10 protein-coding genes are annotated in these 19,044 nt (G+C 67.8%); 4 read left to right on the top strand and 6 right to left on the bottom strand.

The features are described 5' to 3' along the window. Window positions 1–69 precede the first annotated feature (69 nt). Window positions 70–1,452: a hypothetical protein gene (locus tag KY501_RS47025; protein ID WP_224371647.1), complete on the bottom strand. Its 1,383-nt coding sequence runs from the start codon at window positions 1,450–1,452 to the stop codon at window positions 70–72. Between the two features lie 248 nt (window positions 1,453–1,700). Between KY501_RS47025 and KY501_RS47020 the strand changes: the two genes are divergently transcribed. Next, complete coding sequence (locus KY501_RS47020; protein WP_224371645.1) at window positions 1,701–6,137, top strand: beta strand repeat-containing protein; 4,437 nt, start codon at window positions 1,701–1,703, stop codon at window positions 6,135–6,137. A 119-nt stretch (window positions 6,138–6,256) separates the two neighbouring features. Here the strand turns inward: KY501_RS47020 and KY501_RS47015 are convergent, their stop codons facing one another. Continuing rightward, window positions 6,257–6,994 carry a hypothetical protein gene (locus KY501_RS47015; RefSeq protein ID WP_224371643.1) on the bottom strand — a complete coding sequence of 246 codons (738 nt, stop codon included), beginning with the start codon at window positions 6,992–6,994 and terminating at the stop codon, window positions 6,257–6,259. 97 nt (window positions 6,995–7,091) lie between these two features. On the opposite strand from KY501_RS47015, the gene KY501_RS47010 reads away from it, so the two are divergent. Continuing rightward, window positions 7,092–8,588, top strand: a complete 1,497-nt coding sequence (locus KY501_RS47010; RefSeq protein ID WP_224371641.1) for a hypothetical protein — start codon at window positions 7,092–7,094, stop codon at window positions 8,586–8,588. Here KY501_RS47010 and KY501_RS47005 read toward each other — a convergent pair. The 3 genes from KY501_RS47005 to KY501_RS46995 all read right to left on the bottom strand — a co-directional run bounded on the left by KY501_RS47005 (window position 8,531) and on the right by KY501_RS46995 (window position 15,085). Next, entirely contained in the window at window positions 8,531–12,034 is a 3,504-nt protein-coding gene (locus KY501_RS47005) for an nSTAND1 domain-containing NTPase (RefSeq protein WP_224371639.1), read from the bottom strand. The two genes, KY501_RS47010 and KY501_RS47005, sit on opposite strands and share 58 nt — an antisense overlap. After that, a complete protein-coding gene (locus tag KY501_RS47000) occupies window positions 12,031–14,040 on the bottom strand; it encodes a CHAT domain-containing protein (protein WP_224371637.1) in 2,010 nt (669 codons plus the stop codon). Before KY501_RS47000 ends, KY501_RS47005 begins: the two co-directional genes overlap by 4 nt. Before the next feature lie 172 nt (window positions 14,041–14,212). After that, window positions 14,213–15,085 (bottom strand): PhzF family phenazine biosynthesis protein, encoded by an 873-nt coding sequence (locus KY501_RS46995; RefSeq protein ID WP_224371635.1) that lies wholly within the window; start codon window positions 15,083–15,085, stop codon window positions 14,213–14,215. A gap of 127 nt (window positions 15,086–15,212) precedes the next feature. Here KY501_RS46995 and KY501_RS46990 point away from each other — a divergent pair, with 127 nt between their 5' ends. After that, window positions 15,213–16,130: a LysR family transcriptional regulator gene (locus KY501_RS46990; protein WP_224371633.1), complete on the top strand. Its 918-nt coding sequence runs from the start codon at window positions 15,213–15,215 to the stop codon at window positions 16,128–16,130. 133 nt (window positions 16,131–16,263) lie between these two features. Beyond that, window positions 16,264–18,573, top strand: coding sequence for an Ig-like domain-containing protein (locus KY501_RS46985; protein ID WP_224371631.1), 2,310 nt, complete (start codon window positions 16,264–16,266; stop codon window positions 18,571–18,573). 23 nt (window positions 18,574–18,596) lie between these two features. On the opposite strand, the gene KY501_RS46980 is transcribed toward KY501_RS46985, so the two are convergent. Then, window positions 18,597–18,827: a hypothetical protein gene (locus KY501_RS46980; RefSeq protein WP_224371629.1), complete on the bottom strand. Its 231-nt coding sequence runs from the start codon at window positions 18,825–18,827 to the stop codon at window positions 18,597–18,599. Window positions 18,828–19,044 lie beyond the last annotated feature (217 nt).

The following is a 19,044-nucleotide window of genomic DNA, read 5'->3' as shown; positions in this document are numbered from 1 at the left end:
CGTTCCAGGCCGACCTGGAGGCGTTCATCCTCTCAGTGGAAGTCATCGCGAGCGATGACCCGACTCGCGCTAATCCACCGTGAGCAGGAACTGGGCGGATGCCGGATGGCCCTCCACCGCGAGGAAGCGGGGCTCCCCATCGCCCAGGTACCGCCAGGAGCGCGGCTCGACGGTGATGTTCAGCGGTCCCGAGCCCTCGCTCCGAGGCTTGAAGGTGACCTCCAGCTCCGCGGTGGCCCCTCCCTCCAGTCCGGCGGTATCCCCCACGACGTTCACGCGGTTTTCACTCACCATCGGGAGCGGCTGGCCGCGATACCGCACGCTCACGTCCACCACGCGAGCGCCAACGAGCGGCCCGGACACCCGCACCCGCACGGCATCACACGCCGTCCCCTCATTGCGCACCACCGCCCGCCACGTCTCGGCCACGGGCGCGGACACGGTCAGCGGCGCCAAGGTGTGCTCGGTCCAGTGGATTGCGGGCGTCTTGTAGCCCATGTGCATGAGTGGCGCGCCCGGGCTCACCGGACGCTTCTCGGCGTAGAGGCGCAAGGGGTGTCCGGGCCTGGCGGTGAGCAGGAAGAGCGCGTCACTGTCCTCGGCGCCCACCCACCACCGGTCAGTCCCCGCGGGCGTCACGGACACGTAGGAGCTCCAATCCCCTACGAGCGTCTCGAGCACCTGGAGCCCGGGCAGGGACACCAGGAGGGTCTTGTCCTGCAAGAAGAGGAGCGCCCGGGCCGCGTCGAGGACGCACACCCCGGTGCCGCCCCAGAGCGGTTCATCCTCATCCTCTTGGCTCCCATCAATGGCGCCGAGCAAGGTGCCGTCGAGTGAGAAGTGGGCGAGCATCGTCTCCCGGTGGTTGGAGACGAGCAGGAGGAGCACGCCGTGGGGAGTGGCCTGGGCCCGCCAGGTGTCCTGCTCATGGCCCGGCTCCACCTGGAGCGCTCCCTCCGGCTGAGCCGCCCCCGGGCGGAGCACGTAGACGCGGCCCCGGCCCTTCTCCAGGACGGTGATGCCAAAGGGGCTCGTGTCGAGGAACGCTCCATCGGGGGACTGAGGGAGGGGGCGCCCCTCGCTATACCCGTACCCGTGCGTGGCGCGCACGGGTTTGGGCAAGGTCATGGGCTCCCACCGCTGCCCGGACGCATCGGTCGCGAAGAGGGTGGTCAGCTTGAGGGCGTCGTCCACCCCCGCCCCGATGAGCCTGTCCCCGTCGGTGGTGAGATCGAAGCACTCCCTCGGAAAGGCCTGGACGGGAGCGCTCGCGCCGGCCCCCACGGAGAAGACACGCCGATCCCCGCCTCCCACCCAGACGTCCTTTGCCTCGTCGAGCGCGGCGAGCACCACGGGCGCCGACGGGTAGTTCGGCGCGTCTCCTCGTCCCTCCCGGCGCACGCCCCCGGCTCCGTGGAAGACGATGAGCCGCTGGGGCCTGAGATCGAACAACCAGGGTCCACGGGCCAGAAGACGGCGTGTCGGGTACATGGGCCCCGCACGATACCCACTGGAACTGGCCGGGGAAGCGCTTCACCCCGGGTTTGTCACCCCCCTCACCTAGAGTCACAGGAAGGCAGGGCAGTCTCGTTAGTCCTGCCTTTCACCGATCGCTCGGTGACACCTGTGATCAAGGAGAGAGTGTGTTGAACTCAAGAATCCTAGCCATTGTTGCGGCACTGCTCATGCCAGCAGCCGCCATGGCAACCAATGTAATGGGTACCCTTCCCAGCAACAGCACCTGGACGCCAGCGGGCAACCCGTGGGTGCTCACGGGGGACGTGACAGTCCCTCAAGGCGTCAGCTTGACGATCGAGCCAGGCGTCGAAATCACCTTCGCAAAGACAGATGGAATGGGCTCGGGGGCTGACACGAGCCGGACCGAGCTCATCGTCTCGGGCACCCTGGCGGTGCAAGGCTCGAGCAGCGCTCCCGTCACCCTCACAGCCACCGGGGCCTACGGCGTGCGCGTGCTCAGCTCAGGCACGGCCATCGTGGACTACACCACCCTCAACGCGGGCTTGTATGGCGTGGTCAGCGCTGGCTCTTCCACCCTCAACAACACCACCATCAAGGGCGCTCTCACCACTGCCCTCAACGTCACCGGGGGCACCACTTCGTTCACCAACGGCACCCTTCAGGACAGCAATCAGGCTCTCTTCAGCTCGGGCGGTACTTCCAACCTCAACTACAGCCTGGTGAAAAACAGTGGCAGCTCCTCCGGCTACTACGCCATCCAACTGGACGCCGCAGCCAACCTCATCCACAACACCATCACCGCCAACAAATACTCCGCCATCGCCGTCTCCTACTTCTCCACCGGCCAGGTCAGCATCTACGACAACATCATCTCCTCCAACTCCGGTTGGGGCCTCACCTTCTCCTCCAGCTCCTACCCCTCTCGTTCCATCCACCACAACAATGTCTGGGGGAACTCCAGCGGCAACCACTCCAACGTCTCCCCAGGCACTGGCAGCATCTCCGCCAACCCTCTGTTCGTCAGCACTTCCAACTTCCGCATCACCGAATACTCTCCCGCGCGTCAGGCCGCCTCGGATGGCTCGGACATGGGCGCCTTCGCCTATACGGGTAACTCTTCCTCGGTTCTGCAGGGCCTGCTCCTGGCCGACAAGACTCTCACGGGAGCCAATACCCTCTCCGGTGACCTGACCGTTGCTCCGGGCGTCACCCTCACTCTGGCACCCGGTGCCTCCCTCACCTTCGCCACCTCGGACGGTGCCGGCTCGGGGGCTGACACGAGCAAGACGGAGCTCATCGTCTCGGGCACCCTGGCGGTGCAGGGCTCAAGCAGCGCTCCCGTCACCCTCACCGCCACCGGGGCCTACGGCGTGCGCGTACTCAGCTCGGGTACGGCCATCGTGGACTACACCACCCTCAACGCAGGCTTGTATGGCCTGGTCAGCGCTGGCTCCTCCACCCTCAACAACACCACCATCAAGGGTGCACTCACCACTGCCCTCAACGTCACCGGCGGCACCACTTCGTTCACCAACGGCACCCTTCAGGACAGCAATCAGGCTCTCTTCAGCTCGGGCGGTACTTCCAACCTCAGCTACAGCCTGGTGAAAAACAGCGGCAGCTCCTCCGGCTACTACGCCATCCAACTGGACGCCGCAGCCAACCTCATCCACAACACCATCACCGCCAACAAATACTCCGCCATCGCCGTCTCCTACTTCTCCACCGGCCAGGTCAGCATCTACGACAACATCATCTCCTCCAACTCCGGTTGGGGCCTCACCTTCTCCTCCAGCTCCTACCCCTCTCGCTCCATCCACCACAACAATGTCTGGGGGAACTCCAGCGGCAACCACTCCAACGTCTCCCCAGGCACTGGCAGCATCTCCGCCAACCCTCTGTTCGTCAGCACTTCCAACTACCGCCTCACTGAATACTCTCCCGCGCGTCAGGCCGCCTCAGATGGCTCGGACATGGGCGCCTTCGCCTATACAGGCACTCCTTCCTCCGTGCTGCAGGGCGTGCTCCTGGCCGACAAGACCCTCACGGGAGCCAATACCCTCTCCGGTGACCTGACCGTTGCTCCGGGCGTCACCCTCACTTTGGCACCCGGTGCCTCCCTCACATTCGCCACCTCGGACGGTGCCGGCTCGGGGGCTGACACGAGCAAGACGGAGCTCATCGTCTCGGGCACCCTGGCGGTGCAGGGCTCAAGCAGCGCTCCCGTCACCCTCACAGCCACTGGGGCCTACGGCGTGCGCGTGCTCGCCTCGGGCACCGCCATCGTGGACTACACCACCCTCAACGCGGGCTTGTATGGCGTGGTCAGCGCTGGCTCTTCCACCCTCAACAACACCACCATCAAGGGCGCACTCACCACAGCCCTCAACGTCACCGGGGGCACCACTTCGTTCACCAACGGCACCCTTCAGGACAGCAATCAGGCCCTCTACAGCTCGGGCGGTACTTCCAACCTCAACTACAGCCTGGTGAAAAACAGTGGCAGCTCCTCCGGCTACTACGCCATCCAACTGGACGCCGCAGCCAACCTCATCCACAACACCATCACCGCCAACAAATACTCCGCCATCGCCGTCTCCTACTTCTCCACCGGCCAGGTCAGCATCTACGACAACATCATCTCCTCCAACTCCGGTTGGGGCCTCACCTTCTCCTCCAGCTCCTACCCCTCTCGCTCTATCCACCACAACAATGTCTGGGGGAACTCCAGCGGCAACCACTCCAACGTCTCACCGGGCACTGGTAGCATCTCCGCCAACCCCCTGTTTGTCGGCCCGAGCACCTTCACGCTCCAGGAGACCTCGCCGTGCCGGAACGCCGCATCCGACGGGAGGGACATCGGGGCGTTCTCCTACGCCGTGGTGCCGGTTGCGAGCATCATCTTGACTCCCTCGATCCCCACCCTGGTGGCTCAGGGCACCCAGCAGTTCACCGCCACGGCGCTTGACGCCAACAACAACCCGCTCTCGGGCATCGTCTTCACCTGGTCCGCCAGCAGCGCGGCCGGCTCGATCAACTCCAATGGCCTGTTCACGGCCGGCTGCACTCCTGGCACGTACTCGGGCGCGGTGACGGCGACGGCCGCGGGCAAGTCCGCCTCTGCTCAAGTGACGATCAACCCTGGCTCGCTCACGACCGTCTCCGTGTCACCGGCGAGCATCAATGTGCCCATCAATCGCACGCAGCAGTTCACGGCCACCGCTCGGGACGCCTGTGGAAACGCCTTGTCCTCGGCGCCGATCTCCTGGGCTGTCACCGCGGGCGGCGGCACCATCAGCACCAGCGGCTTGTTCACGGCAGGCTCCACTCTGGGCACCTATACCAATACAGTCCGAGCCACGAGCGGCACGGTGTACGGCTCCGCCAGCGTCACCGTGACCGGGGCCACCCTGGCCAGCATCGTCGTGACGCCAAGCGTCCCCAATCTGATCATCAATGGCACCCAGCAATTCACCGCCACGGGCAAGGATGTCTCTGGCAACACCGTGCCCGTCACTGTCACCTGGAGCGTGATCAATGGCGGCGGCAGCATCAGCTCCAGCGGTCTGTTCACCGCGGGAACGACGCCCGGCACCTACGCCAACACAATCCGTGCCACGGCCACCAGCAATGGCATCTCCGGCTTCGGCTCGGTGACGGTGCAGCCGGGAGCACTGGCGAGCATCCAGGTGTCTCCCTCCACGGCGACCCTGGGCGTCAACAGCATGCAGCCGTTCTTCGCCACGGGGAGAGATGTGGCGGGCAACACCGTGCCTGTCTCCGTCACCTGGAGCGTCGTCAATGGGGGCGGCACCATCACCTCCGATGGGATGTTCACCGCGGGGCCGACGCCCGGCACCTACGCCAGCACCATCCTCGCCACCAGCGGCGACATCTTCGGGTCGGCTTCGGTCGAGCTGGTCTCCGTCGAACTCCTGCGCGTGGTGATCTCTCGGAAGGACCCGACCCTCGTCCCAGGCGGGATGGTCGCCTTCAGCGCGAAGGCGTTCGGCCCGTCCGGCAGGGAGCTCACCGGGCGCAAGCCCACGTGGGAGGTCGTGAACGGCGGCGGCACCATCGACAGCGCGGGCGTGTTCACCGCGGGCAAGAGGAGCGGGAAGTTCGCCGACACCATCCAGGTCACCCTGGGAGGCAAGAGCGCCCGCGCTTCCGTGGCGATCGCCACCGACTCGGACGGTGATGGGATGTCCGACGAGTGGGAGCTCGAGCACGGGTTCGATCCGAACAAGCCGGGCGATGCCATGCTCGACGCGGATGGCGACAAGCTCCTCAATGTCGATGAGTTCGAGATGGGGACCGATCCTCGTGACGCCGACACGGACGGAGACGGCGTGACCGATGGCAGCGAGCCGCGGCCCACCGAGGACGCGGATGGCGACAACCTGCCGAACTGCCTGGATCCGGACAGCGACAATGATGGTCTCTCCGACGGAATCGAGATGGCGGCTTCCTCGGCTCTCGAGGCGAGCAGCAAGTCTCACGGGCGGTTCGTCCCCGACGCCGATCCGAAGAGCAGCACGGATCCCCTCACGGCGGACACCGACGACGACGGGATCCCGGACGGTGAAGAGGATGCCAACCACAATGGCCGGGTCGATGGAGCCGAGACGGACCCGAACAAGCCCGACGTGCGCTGAAGCGAAGTGTTGAAGTGAGGCTGCCGGGCTCGAGGTGACTCGAGCCCGGTGGTTCAGTTGGCCCCCTCGTGCTCCTGAGTGACGGTGAACCATCACTTCCAGTGATCCCGATGCGTGGGTCACCACAGCAGTGCGGCGTACGCGGCAATGGCCGTCGCGATTCCTCCCAGGAACAGGAGGACGCCCGCGGTGGCGATGCGTCCGATCGCCAGCAGACGGGTCCTGTACAGCTCGGAGAACTGCGCGTCCGTCCCTACCCAGGCGAGCACGGGCCGGAGCGTCAGGACGAACAAGAACGCCGCGAGCAGGAACGCCATGGCTGGGAGCAGCGTGAGGACCCGCCAGCTTTCCCCGATGTGCTCCAGCCCGAGATATCTGAGCACCGTGAAGTGGACAGCGACGGCGCCCGTGCTCGTCGAGAGCATCGTCGTCGCGAACGTCCTCAGCCGCGCCGCCGAGCCCTTGCGCGCCTCCAGGAGCGCGTCACGCATCCAGTCCTCCGCCGGGGGAGAGGTCTCTGCCGCGAGGCTACCAGGGGTGGGGGCTGGCCGAGCCTCGTCCTGCCCCGGCCCCGGTTCCGCTGAGATGCTCTCCACCTGGACTTCCAGGAGCCGCTCTCCGTTGGACACAGGGAGCTGAAACGTCACCTCGGCGCGCTCGCCAGAGAGGGGACATGCAACGCTCAGGGTCCGGAGCGCTTCACCTGTCCGGCCCGAACTCCCTCCAAAGAACAGGGGCTGCGGCTCGACGGTCATGAGCAGCCCCACGGAGTGCGTCTTGTGGCACGCAGGGCACACCATGGCCAACCTGAGCGGCCGTCGCTGAGAGCGCTGCGCTGCTTTCGCTGCTTCGCCCATGCCTTCCTCCCCTGGAGAGATGGAGCGCCTGGGCGACCAGATGTGACACTCCGAAGAAGGGCTCAGGCCCGGGGGTTTCCTCCAGGGGAACCATCCCATGGGTAGCGAGCACACGTTGGAGAAGCAGTCAGGGGCCTGCCATGGAGCCTCGCTCCGCCTCCTCCTGGTGGGAGCCGACACGCTTCAACCGCTCCTGGGCCGAGGGCTCGCGCCGGAAGCAGCTTGGGGCGCACCGAGGCCCGAGCGCCTCCCCCGGCGGGCCGAGGTGCCGTCGCTCGAAAGGCCAGATGCCAACCCGAATGACCTGCCGGCGCAGCGGTGGGGGGTGGTTGCTCCCGAGGGGCCCGAGGGCGATGCCCTGCTCCGGGCCCTGGCCCCTCTGATTGAATACCGGGAGAAGGAGCAGGGAGCGCCCGCCTCCCGCTACCGCGTCCCCGCGGACATGGATGTGACGGCGGCCGTGCGCTGGAGGGATGGCGTCTACCGCGCCGAGGAGGTCCCCGCGGAGGAGCGGCCGAGGTACCTCTTGCTCCTGGGCGATCTGCACCAGGTCTCCATCGAGCTCCAGCACGTGCTGGCCCAGAGCGCCTTCGTCGGGCGGCTCCACTTCGCACAGCCCTCGGGCGTGCCGGAGTTCGGGGGCCATGGCACCTATGCGGAGAAGGTGGTGGCCTTCGAGACGGGGGCTGCAGTCAAGGAAGCGCCCGACGTCCTGCTCTATACCGCGCCCGATGGCTCGGCCGAGACGGCTGCCGGCCAGGCACTGCTGGTGGAGCCCTGCCAGAAGGTGGCGGAGTCGCGGTGGCGACCGAGACTGCCGGGCATGGGCCTCCACGTCCTCTCGCAGGAGAAGGCGGGGCTGGAGGCGCTCCTGCGCGCCGCGGGCGAAGCCCATTCGGGCGTGATGCTCTCGGTGAGCCATGGCCTCGGGCAGCCAACCCAGGGGTGGGCTTCGGTCGAGGCGCAGCGAGCGCTCCAGGGCGCGCTCCACCTCGGGGCGGGACAGGTTCTCTCCGCCAACCTGCTCCGCGGCACGCCGTTCCTCCCAGGAGGCATGTGGTTCTGCCTGGCGTGCTTCGGCGCGGCCACTCCTCCCAGGAGCCTGTTCCATCCCTGGCTGGCGGCGCTCGGCCAGCAGCCGGGCCATGACACGCTGCTCGATGACGTGCTGCGGAGTCTGCCCAGGCCCGGCGAGAAGCCCTTCCTGTCCGCGCTCCCCCAGGCCGCGTTGGCCAACCCTCAGGGACCGTTGGCGGTGATCGGCCACAGCGATCTGGCCTGGATCTTCGGCTTCGCTGACATCACCAGCGGCGCCTCGAGCCGCGCCTCGCGGATCGTGTCGGCGCTGGAGGTGCTGGTGAACGGGAGCCGCGCGGGCGTGGCGCTCGATGCGCTGATGCGCTTCTACCGGGACGTGAACGACGGCCTGATGGCCGACTACCAGCTCCGGCAGGATGCGCTCACCGAGGGGCGGCCGGACCCGGTCGATCCAGAGCGCCACGGCTACCGCTGGATGCTCCGCAATGATCTCCGCGGCTACATCCTGCTGGGAGATCCCGCGGCGAGGCTCTCGCTCCGGAGTGCCACGGCTTGAGACGGAACGCGGTGGTGGCCGCGCTCGCACTGCTCATAGCCTCTGCGCGCCTCGTTCTTGTCCTCCTTGAGGTAGGTCTGTCGCAGGGAGGCGGAGAGGCAGTCGGTGTTCCGATCCCGGAGCTGCTGAAGGAGCTTCTCGGGGGTGGGGGTCGCCAGCTTCGGCAGGAGCCAGATCTTCGCGGTCCGGTCCCAGGACGCCGTGACGATGTGCTGGGTGTCCCCGCTGAACGTGGCGGAGCGAACCGGGCCCTCATGCCCCTTCAGCACGCGAGGGAGTCCTGAGCCATCCGCCCGCCACACCCGCGCGGTCCCATCCCAGGACGCCGTGACGATGAGCTGCCCATCCGGGCTGAACGTGGCGGACTGGACGGGACCGTCGTGGCGGAGGACATGGAGCGGCGTGTCCCTCGGCGTGCCGGAGCCCTCCACCTTCCACACCCGCGCGTTCCCGTCCTGCGACGCCGTGACGATGAGCTGGCCATCCGGGCTGAAGGCGGCGGAGGTGACGGGGCCCATGTGTTCTCCCAACGTGCGCACCAACCCCGAGCCATCCGCGTTCCACACCCGCGCGGTCCTGTCTCGAGAGGCCGTGACGATGAACCGGCCATCCGGGCTGAACGCCACGAAGGTCAGGGAAGCCGTGTGCCCCTTCAACTCGAAGAGCGGCATCGAGCCACCGACCTCCCATACCCGCGCCGTGCCGTCCTGAGCGGCCGTGACGACGCGCTCGCCATCCGGGCTGAAGGCGGCGGACTGGACCGAGACCGGGTGCTTGAGGGGAGCGAGGGCCTCCCAGCCGTTGGACCCCAGCTCCCACACTCGCGCGGTCTTGTCCCAGGATGTCGTGACGATGCGCGGGGCGGTCGGGTTCGGACTGAACGCCACGGAGGAGAGGGAAGCCGTGTGCCCCCTCAGCGGGATGGGCGGCTGCGAGCCATCGGCCGGCCATACCCGCGCCATGCCATCCTGAGAGGCGGTGACGATGAGCCGGCCGTCCGGGCTGGAGTCAGCGTCTGTCACCGACTCCTTGTGGTCCATGACCATGGAGACGACCGGCTGACTCGAGAGGTCGGCGTGCCACACCCGCGCGGTCCCGTCTTGCGAGGCCGTGACGACGCGCGGAGCCTCCAGGGTGGAGCCGGTGGATCGGTCCGGGGCCCTGTCGAAGGCCGCGGCGGTGACCGGACCCATGTGCCCCTTGAGCACCTTGAGCATGACGGCGGGGCCCGAGCCTCGGATCCGCCACACGCGAGCGGTTCCGTCCTGGGAGGCCGTGACGATGAGCTGGCCATCCGGGCTGAAGGCGGCGGACTGGACAGGCCCCGAGTGTCCCACCAGTGCCTTGTCCAACGTGAAGTCCGGCTCCGCCCCCTTTGCCCGCCACACGCGAGCGGTTCCGTCCTGGGAGGCCGTGACGATGAGCTGGCCATCCGGGCTGAAGGCAGCGGACTGGATGGAGCCCTGGTGCCCCTCGAGCGTCTGCCGCACGGAGAAGGGCTCCGAGCCATCGGCCTGCCACACCTGCGCGATCCTGTCCCAGGAGGTCGTGACGATGCGCTGGACGTGCGTGTCCGGACTGAACGCGGCGAAGTTGATGGGCTTGCCGTCCTTTCGGCTCAGCTCCTTCAGCGGTTTGCTGGCGTCACCGGTCCGCCACTGCCACACCCGCGCGATGCCGTCCCGAGCCACCGTGACGATGCGCTGGCCATCCGGGCTGAACCCGGCGGAGCGAACGGGGCCCATGTGCCGGATGATACGCAGCGGCGCTCCGCCGTCGATGCTCCACACGCGCGCGGTTCCGTCCTGGGAGGCCGTGACGACGAGCTGGCCATCCGGGCTGAAAGCGGCGGACTGGACGGGGCCGTTGTGCCCTTTCAGCACCGTGGGCTCGCTTCGGTTGTCCGTCCACCACAGCCGGGCGGTTCCATCATCCGAGGCCGTGACGATGCGCTGGCCGTCCGGACTGAAGGACGCCGCGTTGAACGCCTCGCCGGTGAGGCTCTGGAGCGTCGCCTCCAGGAAGTTCGAATCCAGGGACTCCAGGGCGAGCGCCTCCCATTGCCCCACCTGCCGCGGGTGTTTGACTTCGGCGAGCAGCTTCGCCGCCACGGCGGGCTGTCCCCGCTGCATCTGCTCCCGGGCCCCCGCCATGAGGGACAGGTTGAAGGCCATCTCCTCCTTCGCCTGCGCCCAGAGGAACAGGCCCAACAACAGCAGGGCCGCGGAGCCCGCCGCCACCGCGAAGATGGCCAGCTTGCGCCGGGCTGCCGCCTCCCGCAGATGCCTCACGGCCTCTTCCGCGTGCTTGCGAGCCCGCTCCTCCTCCTCGTGCCGCTCGCGCTTGAGCTCGATCACCTTCTTCGCCAGCCAGTCATGCCCCAGCTCGAAGTAGCGGCCTCCCTGGTGCTCCTCCGCGTGCAGCACCGCCGCTCTTTCCAGGCGATCCAGCACCGCGTCCGAGGCTCCCGTGGGGAGCACGTCCTCCGCCTGCCGCTGCGTGAGCAACGTCCGGCTCCCATCCCTGGCGACCAGATGCTCCTCCAGCAGCATCAGCCCGGCCGCCCGCAGGGGCCCCAGCGACTCCAACGTCGCGTCCAGGTACCGGTGCAGGATGGGCTCCGCCTCCACCGGCCCGCTCAGGCGCTCCTCGGCCTTCTGTTCCTCCCAGAGGGCGCGGCAGACGATCTGCGCGAAGGCCGCCTGCACCGTGGCCTCGTCCGTGGCGGACTGCCCGGCCGTCCGCACCTGGAGCATCAGCGCCCGGAGCTCCTCGAAGCGCCACGTCCGGACAGGCACTCCCGTGACCGCCGTCCTGCACGCCGCCTCGGCCATCTCCTTCACCGTGAGAGGCCCCAGCCGGAACCCCGGATCCAGCAGCGCCCGGTTGCCGCGCGCCTGGTCCCGGAAGCGCCCCAGATAGTCCTCACGCAAGGCCAGGACCAGTTGCAGCCCCCGCACGGGCGCGAGCGCGAGCACCTCCAGTGCATCGAGCAGCTCGAGCAGCTGCTCCGAAGGGCGGCCTGGCAGGAGCGGCTGTTCGAGCTGATCCAGGTAGATCAACAGAGGCCGCTCGGAGCGCCGCTCCGCCAGACGGAGCGCCTCCTCGAGCAGCTCGCGCGGGTTCAGCTCCTCGGGGGGCGGACCCAGCTCGAGCTGTACGAACATGGCCCGAACCAGCCGCTCGAGGGGAGCTTCGCCGGCGAGCCAGCCATCCACCCGGACGGCGCGGAAGCCGTGCCGCTCCATCAGCAGGGGAATGACCGAGGCCTGCATCAGCGAGGACTTGCCCGAGCCCGAGGGGCCGAAGAGCGTGACGCAAGGATCGGCGAGGATCCGGTTCATCAGCTTCCGAGAGAGGTGCTCGCGGCCGAAGAAGCGGTCGCGGTCCGCGGCACGGTAGGGCTGGGGGCCCGGAAACGGGTTGGAGCCCGCATCAGCGATCATGGCCGTGTCTCCTCCTGCGCTGCCGTGCTGAAGGGCGCTATCAGGTCCGCGGCGCTCAGCTCCAGGACCTGCACGCCCGCCCGCGCGGAGGGGATCCGCCCCCGCTCCCACAGCGCCCGCTCTTCCTCACCGGGCTCCAGGACCACCAGGCTTCCGTTCGGAAGGGGGCGCGCGCCGTACAGCCGGTAGAGCAGCATCCGGTGGTGCCACGTCAGCATCGACATGCCCAGGATGAGGGCGGGGCGCATGTTCAGCACCCCCATCAGCGAGGCCGCGAGATCAGGCTTGAGGAGGGAGTTCAGCCCGTTGACGCCCAACAGGTAGTCGTCCTCCGTGAGCAGGGGCCGCATGAACAGGTTCGGTGGCAGGTAGCCGCAGTAGAGCCGAAGCACGACGACGTCCCGCTGGGGATCGAGCACCTCCGGGAGCTGAAAGACTCTGTCCCATTGGGTGCCTCCTCCCTCGCGCCGCAGCACCGTGACCTGGCTGCCGCCGGGCCCGGGCGGTTGGATGACATGGAGCGTGAGCTCCGGCCGCTGCTCGGCGAGGGCCAGCTCCAGCACGGGCAGCCGCATGAGCGTGACGTGGACGCCTGGCTCGAGCTTCCGTGCCAACACGCCCATCAGCGGCGGTACGGAGGCGTGCCCGAATACCTGCTGGAACTCGATGTCCAGGTTCTGCTCCTCGAAGTGCAACGCATAGCGTTGGGCCAGGGTGCTCAGGGAGAGTCCGGAGGGAACGGAGCCCACCTGCTGGATGAGGGCCTGGCGCAGCCGCTCGCGAAACCCGTCCAGCACGTTGCGCTCGTCCTTCCAACTGTCTCCCAGGACCAGAGTGAAGGGCTGGCGCAAGAGCTTGTGCAGGGCAGGGGCTGGCGTGTCGGCCCGCGGAATGGAGCCGCTGGGGAGCGGCGGGGTGAGCCGCTGGAACCTGAAGTCGAACAGGACGGAGTCGCTGCCGCGCAGGTACAGCACCGGCGAGAAGGCTTCGGCGCTCTTGTGGAAGCTGTCGAGCACCTTCCGCCTCGCCTCATTGAGGCTGAAGCCCACATCGCCGAGCTGCGAGGCCGCGCGGGTGAGGGTCTCGTAGAACGCCCGCGAGCAGACCTGGGTGATGTCGGTCTTGACGGGCCACAGGTGGGCGACGACGGCATCGGCCCCGTTGCGCACGAGCCACTCCGCCGCGCTGGCCAGGGCCCCAGGTCTGGCCCCCTCGCACGCGTCGAGCACGAGCAGGCGCAGGCACTTGCGAAACCCCTCCTTGAGCTGCTGAGCCAGCAGCTCCACCTCGATCCATTTCTCCTCTCCGTCCTCGTCCGCCATCCGAAGCAGGGGGACCCCGTTCGGATCCACGTTGCCGTGACCAATGAAGTGGATGATGTGGGGGATGGGCCCTCGCCTCAGCCGATCGGAGATCTGCGAGAAGCGGGCGCGGGGACCCACGAGGGGATCGAGCCATTCAATCTCTCCGGCGAGGATGCGCTCCTCGAGCGCGGAGCGCAGCCCCGTGAGGTTGCTGTCCTCGGAGGGAGCGATGACCAGCACCCGGACGGCGCCCCTGACCTCGCGAGGCTGGACGGGATCCCTGGAGGGGACGCCCCTGGCCAGGAAGAGGTCCGCCGAGTTGCCCAGGAAGCCCACGGTCGTCTCGGGCACGCAGAGCGCCTCCCAGGGGAAGGCCTGGAGCAGGCTGTCGCGAGCGAGCATCATCCGCAGGAGGAGCGGCCCGCCTTTCTCTGCTTCCCCCAGCCGCACCAGGAGGTCCCGAATGTCCTCCCGGAAGAGCGCCCGGTAGAGCACCTGGGCCTGGTGCAGGGTGTCCTCCAGCGGCAGCTGGCGAGCCGCGGCCTTGCGCACCTGCTCGGTGAAGAGGTTGAGCTTCTGGGCGGTGAGCTCCGGGCCCAGCGAGTGTGGAGCGCTGTGCTCGCCCCGGCTGCCCGTGGCCCTGGCGCGGACCTCCTCTCCATCACGTTCTACGGCAATCTCCAGCCAGCCTCTCGCGGACACTCGGCACTCCTCTCCGAGGGATCAGGGTCCACCCGGAGAGAATGTGAGGCAGGAGGGCAGCTCGGCGCCGTTCCCGTCGCTCCCTGTCCGCGCCCCCTCGCCACCAACGCGATCAGTCATCCGTTGTGCCATAGGTCCACGGCATCCCTGGGCTGTTCAGCATCGAGCGTCTTCATTGTGGGTCTCCCAGGTGAATGCGGCGGGTGGCCTCCAGCCTCGCCTCTCCGGCGACCCAGAGGTCCGTGACCAGGCCTCCAGGCGCCAGGCACAGCTCGGCTTCGAGGAGGCTCGGCGAGGGCTGTGGCATGTGGCGTCCCTGCTCGATGCGGACGGAAGAAGGCCCACCGCGCGCGTACAGCAGACAGGCCAGTGGACCCGCCGCCATTCCGGTGGCCGCCTCCTCATCGATACCGAAGCGCGGAGCGAACATCCGCGCGGTGGCGTCCAGTCCGTCACCCGGCGCAAGGGAGAACACATAGAACCCCACGAGCGCGTAGGCCTCGCTGAGCGCCTCGATGCGCTGGAGGTCTGGAACGAGCGCGGCGAGAACCGTGGAGCTGCGCACCCCGACCAGAACGAAGCCGTTGCCCGTATCGACGCGAGTGGGCGCGAAAGCCCCGAGGACCTCGGTGGGGGCGAGTCTCAGGGCGTCCAGAACGGCGGCCGCATCCACCTCCGAGTAGCGAGGCGAGCGCTGCTGCATGGCTGCCCGGCCCCCCGCGACTCGCACGTGGCGAACGCCATCGATGGTCTCCTTCGAGTGCATGCCATCGGCCAGTCTCCCCGTTGCGCTCAGGTAGCCGAAAGTGGCGATGGTCGCGTGTCCGCAATGGGCGATCTGCCGGCGAGGCGTGAAGAACTCCAGTTTGAGGCTGGCCACGCCGGAGGCGGAGACGAAGGCTGTCTCCGAAAGGCCCGCTGCCGTCGCGATCGCCTGCTTCTGCGGCGAGGACAGATGGTCGGCGTCGAGCACCAGGCCAGCAGGATTGCCGCCCTGCCCCCCGGCCGTGAAGGCGCGCACGACCCGCAGTTCAATGTTGTTCATGGCTCACGCTCCCCGTCGGGCTCAGGGCGGCGCCGCTCCGCGGGGCCCGACGGGATGCAAGGTAGGCCTGGCAACAACGCAAGGCGATGCGTAAAGTCGCAAGCTGCGTTTGCACCTGCGCAAGCTCATGGAAGACTGGAATGACCTCAAGCTGGCACTGGCCATCTCCCGAGCGGGTTCGCTGACGGCGGCGGCGCGTGCCCTGGGCGTGGCGCACTCGACGGCCTTTCGCAGGCTTGGCGCCCTGGAGCAGAAGCTGGGCGTCCGTCTCTTCGAGCGACTGCCTGGCGGAGCCTATATGCCCACGGACGCGGGCGAGCGGATCGCTGCGGCCGCCGAGCGGGTGGAGACCGAGACCGCCTCATTGGGCCGCGAGTTGCTGGGCGCGGATCTCCGCCTGAGCGGCCGGCTGCGGGTGACGTGCCCCGAGAGCCTCGCCTATGGCCTTCTGACGCAATGGGTGGCCGAGTTCCGCCGCGAGCACCCGGGTATCACCCTCGAGATGGTCGCCGACCACCGGGTGCTGAACCTTTCCCGCCGGGAGGCCGACGTGGCGCTTCGCGTCTCGCGCCCTCGTGAGGGGGATCTCTATGGCCGCAAGCTGGCCGAGATCGGGACTGCGCTCTACGCGCGCCCCGACCTGTTGAAGCGGCACGGGCCTCTTGCCGCTGGCGATTACGAACGGCATCCCTTCATTGCCTGGGAGGAGAGCGTCACGGGCATCAACACAGCCGACTGGCTGCAGCGCCATGTGCCAGAAAAGGCCGTGGTCTTCAGGTCCAACAGTCTGCTCAGCCAGATGGCCGCGGCGCGAGAGGGCATCGGCGTGGTCCTGCTGCCCTGCTACTTCGGGGATGCGGAGCCGACGCTGGTTCGCGCCAGACCGGCTCCATTGCCGGAGTTGAACCGCGAGCTGTGGATCGTGGCTCACCGGGACTTGAGACGCACGGCCAGGGTCCGGGCGTTCATCGACCTGGTAGAGGCCCGGGCGCAGGAGTGCCGGATCCAGCTCGCCGGCTCCGCGTCGCGTCAGCCCCGGCGCTGATCGCTCCAGCGCAGAAGCCCTTCGGTGCGAAAGAGCGCCCAGGAAGAGACTGCACGCAGGCCCTTCGGGGGCATGGTCAGAACAACCTCCCTCCTGCTCCACTGCCGCGCATTCAGTTCACGCAGGGGGGACAGTGAAAAAGGCATTCACTCAGTTCATCTTGGCGCTCACCGTGGCGCTGCTGGCGGGCTGCTCGGACTCTTCCACGGACACCGGCTCGGCTCGGTTCGCCGTCTCCGTGCCCCAGGCCCTCTCCTCCGAGATCTCCCGCGTCTCCGTCACCTCCAGCGCTGCGGATATTCCCTCCGTGACCGTGGACCTGGCACCGACCCAGGGCTTCTGGGGCGGAATCATCGGCAACATCCCCGCGGGCTCCAACCGCACCTTCCTGGCTCAGGCCTTCGACGCTTCGGGCACTCTGCTGTTCGAGGGCTCCGCATCCGGCGTCACCATCTCTGAAAACCAGACGACCCTCGTCGCCATCACCCTTCAGCAAGTCACCCCTCCTCCTCCCTTCGAAAATGAGGCCCCTCTCATTGACTCCCTGGTGGCCTCCTCCACCTCCGTGCCCGCTGGCGGCTCCATCTCCCTGTGGGCATCAGCCCATGATCCCAACCCAGGCGATACCCTCTCCTATGCGTGGAGCGCCACCGCGGGATCCTTCTCATCGCCCTCGGAAGACTTCACTTCGTGGACAGCGCCGGCTTCCACCGGCATTCACTCCCTCACCCTCGTCGTGACGGACTCACGGGGCCTGTCCTCCAGCATGACCCTGGCCGTCAACGTCACCCACAGCGGCGGCGATGGAGAGGCGGAGCTGTCCATCTCCTTCAATCGCTCACCTCAAGTGGCCTCTCTCAAGGCGGCTCCCACGCAGTTGGCCGTCGGGCAGACGACCTCTGTCTCCGTCGCGGCTTCAGACCCGGATGGCGACAGCCTCTCCTATTTCTGGAGCGCCTCCTGCGCGGGCTCTTGGAGCAACGCCTCCTCCAGCGCTGCTCAGTTCACCCCCTCCCTTCTGCCCGCGGGCTCCTGCAACAACTGCCGCCTGAAGGTCTCGATCTCGGACGGACACGGCGGGCTGAACACTGGCACCGTCGCCCTGTGCATCAGCAACACGCCTCCTCCCAACCACCTCCCTCCCGTCATCATCCGCACCTACCGCTCCTCGGACACGGCCACCCCGGGCCAGGAGATCACCTACGAAGTGGTTGCCAGCGATCCAGAGGGTTCTGCCCTCTCCTTCTCCTGGGGGGCCAATACAGGCTCGCCGGGCAGCGTGAGCCAGGACGAATTCCACAGCCGCGTCACCTGGACAGCTCCCTCCTGTGTCAGTGCCGGCGATCCCCCCTCCATCACTGTCACCGTGATGAACGCCTTCCACCTCACGGCGAGCCAGAGCTTTGCAGTGACAGGGCTGCCGACCTGTCCCCCATCCTCGGGCAGTTGGAGCCCAACGGGCTCCCTGAGCACCACTCGCTACCGGCATACGGCGACGCTGCTGCCCGACGGCAGGGTCCTCGTCAGTGGGGGGCTGGTGCCAGATGAACGGTGGCCGTGGGAATACGCATACAGGACGGCGGAGGTGTACGACCCCGCCACGGGCACATGGAGCCTCACCGCTTCCATGGCTGAGGAGCGCGCCGGTCACACGGCAACGCTGCTGCCCGACGGCAAGGTCCTCGTCGTAGGGGGCAACAGTAGCTCCTCCTTGGCAGCAGAGCTGTATGACCCGGCCACAGACACCTGGAGCCCTACCGGCTCCACGGCGCAAAGGCGCACCTCCCACACGGCGACGCTGTTGCCCAACGGCAAGGTCCTCGTCGCGGGGGGCAGCAGTTCCTCCCTGACCGCGGAGCTGTATGACCCGGCCACGGGCACCTGGAGCCCTACCTCTTCCATGGCCTCAGCGCACTCCCGTCACACGGCGACGCTGCTGCCCAACGGCAAAGTCCTCGTCGTGGGGGGCGGCAGTAGCTCCCCCTTGGCAGCGGAGCTGTATGACCCGGCCACAGGCACCTGGAGCCCTACCGGCTCCACGGCGCAAGGGCGCACCTCCCACACGGCGACGCTGTTACCCAACGGCAAGGTCCTCGTCGCGGGGGGCATTGGCTCCTCCCTGACCGCGGAGCTGTATGATCCGACCACAGGCACCTGGAGCCCTACCGGCTCCATGGCCTCGAATCGCGCGGACCACACGGCGACGCTGCTGCCCAACGGCAAGGTCCTCGTCGCGGGAAAGTTCGCCGACTTCGGGGACCCTGAGGGGAGCGCGGAGCTGTACGACCCTGCCACGGGCACCTGGAGCCCGACCGGCTCCATGGCCTCATCTCACCAACGCCACACGGCGACGCTGCTGCTCAACGGCAAGGTCCTCGCCGCGGGGGGATATCTCGTCGATGGCAATTACGAGCTCGCGGATGCGGAGTTGTACACGCCCTGAATCCTGTGGGTCGTGGGAGCTGCTCAGCAGAGGAGCGAGTAATCCGCGGGGCGGAGTAACAGCCGCCATCGGCTTCCGACCCGGAACAGGAGTCCGGGGACGGCCTGCGCCTTCAGTCCCACGCGCACCAGGTGCAGTTCCTGCCCACGGACCTGAAGCATGGCGAGCCACTCGGTGGTGGCTTCGCCGTAGTCGGCGAAGCTGGCGAAGAGGAGCCGCTGCTTCGCGTAAAAGAGCGAGGCGGTCGGGCACACCCAGTGGCATCGGGCTGTCCGCTGGGCAAGGAGCCACAGCGGCTTGGGCAGGCATGGAGTAAGAGACGAGGGAGAAAGCCGAAGTGCTGCTGTGGTACTAGCACCAAACGCGCTCCGTGCTCCCCGAGGGATCGGATGATGGTTCCCCGCTCTGGGAGGGCGGAACTTCGAGGGAGTAGAGGACGAGACGATCGTCCAGCCAGGGGAGGCGCAGTTT

The organism is Hyalangium versicolor (assembly GCF_020103695.1).
Classification (GTDB): Bacteria; Myxococcota; Myxococcia; order Myxococcales; family Myxococcaceae; genus Hyalangium; species Hyalangium versicolor.
This window is presented reverse-complemented; position numbering and strand designations above follow the sequence as displayed.

Bases quoted from the DNA above. Each gene is read 5' to 3' on its own strand.
- KY501_RS47020 (WP_224371645.1), top strand. From the start codon at position 1,701: ATGGCAACCAATGTAATGGGTACCCTTCCCAGCAACAGCACCTGGACG.
- KY501_RS47015 (WP_224371643.1), bottom strand. From the start codon at position 6,994: ATGGGCGAAGCAGCGAAAGCAGCGCAGCGCTCTCAGCGACGGCCGCTC.
- KY501_RS47010 (WP_224371641.1), top strand. From the start codon at position 7,092: ATGGGTAGCGAGCACACGTTGGAGAAGCAGTCAGGGGCCTGCCATGGA.
- KY501_RS47005 (WP_224371639.1), bottom strand. From the start codon at position 12,034: ATGATCGCTGATGCGGGCTCCAACCCGTTTCCGGGCCCCCAGCCCTAC.
- KY501_RS46995 (WP_224371635.1), bottom strand. From the start codon at position 15,085: ATGAACAACATTGAACTGCGGGTCGTGCGCGCCTTCACGGCCGGGGGG.
- KY501_RS46990 (WP_224371633.1), top strand. From the start codon at position 15,213: ATGGAAGACTGGAATGACCTCAAGCTGGCACTGGCCATCTCCCGAGCG.